Source organism: Coleofasciculus sp. G3-WIS-01 (assembly GCF_040223135.1).
GTDB lineage: Bacteria > Cyanobacteriota > Cyanobacteriia > Cyanobacteriales > Coleofasciculaceae > Coleofasciculus.
On the sequence record NZ_JAVJZI010000021.1, the window covers coordinates 1 to 5,128 of the forward strand.

Below are 5,128 nucleotides of genomic sequence, written 5' to 3' on the forward strand. Positions count from 1 at the left end.
AACTCGTGATTCTAATTGCTTTATCTGGATTTTTCTACAATATGCGGCTGAGGAAGTTTTTCCTTTAGCTAATGAAATTACTCCGTTAGCATAACGCTTACTGATTCCGTATTTCTCTTGAATATAACTATTCCAACTGGATTGATTAAATTTTATTTCTTTATTTAATAAATGGTTAACTGTTTCAACTGTTGCTTGATAGAAGATATCGGACAATGAAGTTAAAAACATCTCCAAGTCGGTGAAACCGATGGGGTTAAGTTCATCGGCGGGAGTTGGCAAGCCTTTGCAATAAGTTATCGTCGTCATAGCTTTTTGGCTACCTCCCTCAGTTCATCCACTATTTTTTTGTTCTTATGACTTCGACTCCCATATAGACGAGCGGAAAATACTGTGATAATTTCTAATACATCTGCCGCCAAGTCTTCCTCGAATGTACTATCATCAGAACGGTTGATAATTATTACCTCGGTGCCAAAAGTCTCACATAATGTGAAAATCAAATCCGAACCAAATCTCAGGAGTCTATCCTTATGCGTTAATACCAGCCTTTCTACTTGGTAACTGGTAATTACCGTCACACCTAGTAGAGTAGCTGATTCTTGGGGGGTTAAACTAGACATTGCCTGATTATATCATAGAAAATGTCCAGTTATGTCACTAATTGTCTAGATATTTACGGACTGTTAGCTAACCCTCCCAGGTTACGATAGGTTGTCTTAATGTTCAAAGATATCTCGATAGAGGAGCAAATCCAAAGACACCATCACTGATAAGGCATCAAAGCACTCTTGGGCAAGTTGCCAACGATCTTCTCGTTGCAACATAGCAATCAGTTTCTGTCGCACAGACAGCAAATAACGTACATCATTTGCGGCATAGCGGAGTTGTTCATCGGAAAGGTTATTGGGATTCCCCCAATCTGAACTCTGGGAACTTTTATCCAGTTCCACCTGTTCGAGATCCAGGACTAAATCTTTAAGTCCGTGGCGGTTGGTATAGGTACGGGCAAGTTTACTGGAAATTTTTGTACAAAATACAGGCTGGACGTAGATGTCCAGATTTTGGCGTAAGATGGCTAGATCGAAACGGGCAAAGTGAAAGACTTTTAAGACCGTTTGGGCTTCCAGCAACTGCTTCAGGTTGGGGGCTTCAGTTTGTTTTTTATCAATGCGGATCACCGTAACTCGGTCTTCGGGGTCACACAGTTGCACCAGACACAAGCGATCGCGCTGATAGATCAGCCCCATGGTTTCTGTATCAACGGCAATCGCTTCGGCGTTTAGATAGGTCTTTAGCAGGGCGTCGGGAAGGTCGCGATCGCAAACTTGAAATTCCGCCAATTCTTTCTCGATGGGGGGTTTAGTCATAGGTTATCTGAGTGATAAAGGATGAATGATGAAAAAATAACCAGCAAATAACATAAGACCAACTACTGCCGTTTGATGAAAATTTGGGTAAAGTAATAGTCTCCCTTGGCATTTTTACTTACGCCAATCCCGGTTACATCAAAATCCCCTGCAATATTTTTTAGATGTCCTGGGCTTTTTAACCAACCTTGCACAGCTTGGGTGGCGGGGTCGGAATAGCCCTGGTTATAGGCAACATTTTCAGCCGCTTGGCGATAGGGAATAGATTGAGCGATCGCGCGGACTCGTTCTTCAAATCCCCCATGACTTAAGGGTAGACGCCCGGTTGCCATTGCCTGACTGTGGAGTCTGGCTTGCTTGCTAATGTTAGAGTCTAAGGTTAACGGTGGCAGTTTTTGGGAACGGCGATATTGATTAATCTGTTGATGCACCGATTCTTCCCAATTGGTGAATTCACCGTCATTTGACTGTTGAGAAATCGTTTCAGGAGATTCGGATTGACTTACGGGGGTTGTCTTGAAACTCAACGCCAAATCACAGCTACTGAGTCCTAACTTTAGCAGCAGTAATCCACTCATGACCAAAAGAGACTTTGACCGCACCGTTTAATCCTGTGAGTCTAACTGAATGAACTTGCCAACGGTTTGTACATCTTTATCACCGCGACCGGAACAGTTAATCACTATTTTCGGGCTACCCTGAACTTGAGAACACAGAGTTTCTAAATACGCGATCGCGTGGGCGGTTTCCAGGGCGGGGATAATTCCTTCGAGTTCCGATAACTGGCGAAAAGCTGCGATCGCGTCTTGGTCGGTAACACTATAGTATTCTGCCCGACCACTATCTTTCAAATAACTGTGTTCGGGTCCAACACCAGGATAATCAAGTCCCGCACTAATCGAGTGGGCTTCCACCACTTGACCGTCAGTATCTTGGAGTAAATAGCTCATTGCTCCGTGCAGTACACCCGGACGTCCTGATGTTAGGGTAGCGGCGTGCTTTTGAGAGGTTACACCTTCCCCGGCGGCTTCAACACCAATTAAGCGCACGCTCTCGTCGTTGACAAATTCGTGGAAGAGTCCCATTGCATTGGAACCCCCACCCACACAAGCCAACAAAATATCAGGTAAACCGCCCCATTTCTCTTGACATTGAGTGCGAGTTTCTTGACCAATAATCGCCTGGAAGTCACGCACGAGCATGGGGTATGGATGAGGACCTGCGACAGAACCGAGGATGTAATGGGTCGTTTCCACATTAGTTACCCAGTCGCGAATCGCTTCCGAGGTGGCATCCTTAAGCGTACCCGTTCCCGCCGCCACGGGTTGAACTTTAGCACCCATTAGCCGCATCCGAAACACATTTAGGGATTGGCGTTCCATATCCTGAACACCCATATAGATAATGCATTCCAAGCCGAACCGAGCACAAACCGTTGCCGTTGCCACACCATGTTGACCTGCCCCGGTTTCTGCTATAATCCGCTTTTTGCCCATCCGCTTGGCTAATAAGACCTGGGCTAGGGCATTATTGATCTTATGAGCGCCGGTATGATTTAAGTCTTCCCGTTTCAAATAAATTTGCGCTCCACCGCCATCGGGGCGGGCATAGTGGGCGGTTAACCGTTCAGCAAAATATAGAGGACTAGGACGCCCGACATAATCATGCAATAACTGTTGCAATTCCTGCTGAAAATCTGGGTGGTTGCGGTACTGTTTAAACGACTGCTCTAACTCGAACAGTGCAGGCATTAGGGTTTCCGGCACATACTTGCCGCCAAATTTGCCAAAACGCCCTAAGGCATCCGGTTGTTCGTGTACTACTTCGGTAGAGGAGCGGGAATGAGGAAGGGGAGTTTTGGTCACTACAGCCAGATCGCCAACAACAACACCCACCCATTATAAATCGTGATCTGACCGAACGCAGGCGATCGCGACTTAGTTTAACCGTTAATCGAGACAATAGTTGTAGGGGTTCAATTCACCAGCGATGTCCATTACAGGGTTTCTTTCTGATTTTTCTGTGCCGGAAATTTTTCGATTTATCGATCAGGGGAATAAAAGTGGCTTACTATGGCTGCGATCGCGATCGGAATCAGGATCTGCCTCGTCTTACTATATTTGGGTGGAGAATGGGCAGTTTGTCGCCGCCGCGAACCGGTTGAACAATCAAGGGTTACTCTCACTGATCCAGCAATATGAGTGGGTGAGTAACCGTGTGATCACGAAACTGGCTCAGTTGTGTCCAGAGGATCAACCTCTGGGATTGTATCTGAGACATCAAGGAGCGTTGCGGGGTGAACAGCTCGAACATTTGTTCCAAGTCCAGGTGATACAGCAACTGTGTTTAGTCTGTCAACTCACAGACGCTCAATTTAGATTTGACCAGAATGTGCCTATTCCCACACGAGAGATGACTGGATTGCAGTTGCCCGCCAGTATTATCGAGGTTTTGTTCCAAAAACTCGTTGTTTTAAAACAACTGTTTGCCGCTAGAAATCTGCGGTATAGAGGTAATGGGAGTAGACTTTCGGAAAATTTTTGTCAACAATTGGGGTTAACGATGGATATTACCTTTTTTCATTGCCTAAAGTTATCCTTGTTTGACACAAATTATACTTTAGCTGATTTGGCTAAAATTGTTGACATATACTATCGTCCTTATGACATTCCCAAATCAAAATTTTCAGCGGCAAAAGCTTTAGTTTAATTGAATTTGTCAACTTAAACGCCACATCAGGAGTTAATTTTGGTTCCCTGTCATACCTCGTCGGGATGTGGGAGTGTCATATTCATAATTATCTCGTTCCAAGGATGGGATTACCGTGCCTTGGGAATGATGCTGCTTTTGTTGACTCACGTAGGCAATCGCTTCATCAAGTTGTTTGCCTCCCAGGGAAAAAACACCATATCCGCGCTGCCAACCAAACTTGGCTGATGTGGGAGGTGAATCTTGGTTAAACTGATGGGCGCTACTTCCTTTAATGTATTTGACAAAATCCGCGATCGCAAGGCTTGGTGGGATAGATGTCACTAAATGGAGATGATCTTCTATACCCCCAATGGCGTGAATAATGCAACCTCGCGAATCAGCTTTACCGATAATATAGCTGTATAATCCGGGTTCTCGTGCAGGAACAATCAACGGTTGGCGTTCTTTTGTCGCCCAGACGAGATGATAGTAAAGCCGCCAAAGCGCCATAAATTTATATTTTGTATAATTGGGATTAACTTATAGTATTACTGAGTCGTCTTCAGACGACTTTGGCTATGAGCCTGGGAATTGATTCCCAGGCGGATGAGCGGGTAATACCATAACATTGCTGGAAAATAAATTGCTCACCCTTGCCCAGCACCGGAAATAAATTTCCACCAATGATAATATATTGATTGGATTTATTGTCATGCTGTTACACCATCTTCAATTATTTCCATCCCGTTAACATATTGATTGGATTTATTGCCACGCTGTCACACCATCTTCAATTATTTCCATCCCGTTAACATATTGATAGGCACTTATTACCACGCTGTCACACCGCATTGAAATCAATTTCAAGGCTCATAGTTAAAGTCCGTTTAAACGGACTGAATAATACATCATCATTCTTCTAAATATAATTATATCCTGATAATCTGGATGAGCTGGTATTATTACTGAGTCGTCTTCAGACGACTTTGGCTATGAGCCTGGGAATTGATTCCCAGGCGGATGCGCGGGTAATACCATAACATTGCTGGAAAATAAATGGCTCACCC

At 44.5% G+C, this 5,128-nt stretch carries 5 protein-coding genes and 2 pseudogenes; 1 reads left to right on the forward strand and 6 read right to left on the reverse strand.

The features are described 5' to 3' along the window. The 5 genes and pseudogenes from RIM23_RS02225 to trpB form a co-directional block, all read right to left on the reverse strand. A pseudogene (locus RIM23_RS02225) lies at nucleotides 1-309 on the reverse strand (hypothetical protein); the annotation flags it as partial. After that, nucleotides 306-566: pseudogene (locus tag RIM23_RS02230) on the reverse strand (IS607 family transposase); the annotation flags it as partial. The pseudogenes RIM23_RS02225 and RIM23_RS02230, both read right to left, overlap by 4 nt. A gap of 153 nt (nucleotides 567-719) precedes the next feature. Then, nucleotides 720-1,370, reverse strand: a complete 651-nt coding sequence (locus RIM23_RS02235) for a ribonuclease H-like domain-containing protein (protein ID WP_446364082.1) — start codon at nucleotides 1,368-1,370, stop codon at nucleotides 720-722. Nucleotides 1,371-1,432: 62 nt separating this feature from the next. Beyond that, nucleotides 1,433-1,972 carry a CAP domain-containing protein gene (locus RIM23_RS02240; RefSeq protein ID WP_446364084.1) on the reverse strand — a complete coding sequence of 180 codons (540 nt, stop codon included), beginning with the start codon at nucleotides 1,970-1,972 and terminating at the stop codon, nucleotides 1,433-1,435. A 3-nt stretch (nucleotides 1,973-1,975) separates the two neighbouring features. Beyond that, nucleotides 1,976-3,235, reverse strand: a complete 1,260-nt coding sequence (gene trpB, locus RIM23_RS02245) for a tryptophan synthase subunit beta (protein WP_446364090.1) — start codon at nucleotides 3,233-3,235, stop codon at nucleotides 1,976-1,978. Between the two features lie 124 nt (nucleotides 3,236-3,359). On the opposite strand from trpB, the gene RIM23_RS02250 reads away from it, so the two are divergent. After that, entirely contained in the window at nucleotides 3,360-4,079 is a 720-nt protein-coding gene (locus RIM23_RS02250; RefSeq protein WP_446364086.1) for a DUF4388 domain-containing protein, read from the forward strand. Nucleotides 4,080-4,112: 33 nt separating this feature from the next. Here RIM23_RS02250 and tnpA read toward each other — a convergent pair whose 3' ends face one another. Next, entirely contained in the window at nucleotides 4,113-4,571 is a 459-nt protein-coding gene (gene tnpA / locus RIM23_RS02255; RefSeq protein ID WP_446364088.1) for an IS200/IS605 family transposase, read from the reverse strand. Between the last annotated feature and the right edge of the window lie 557 nt (nucleotides 4,572-5,128).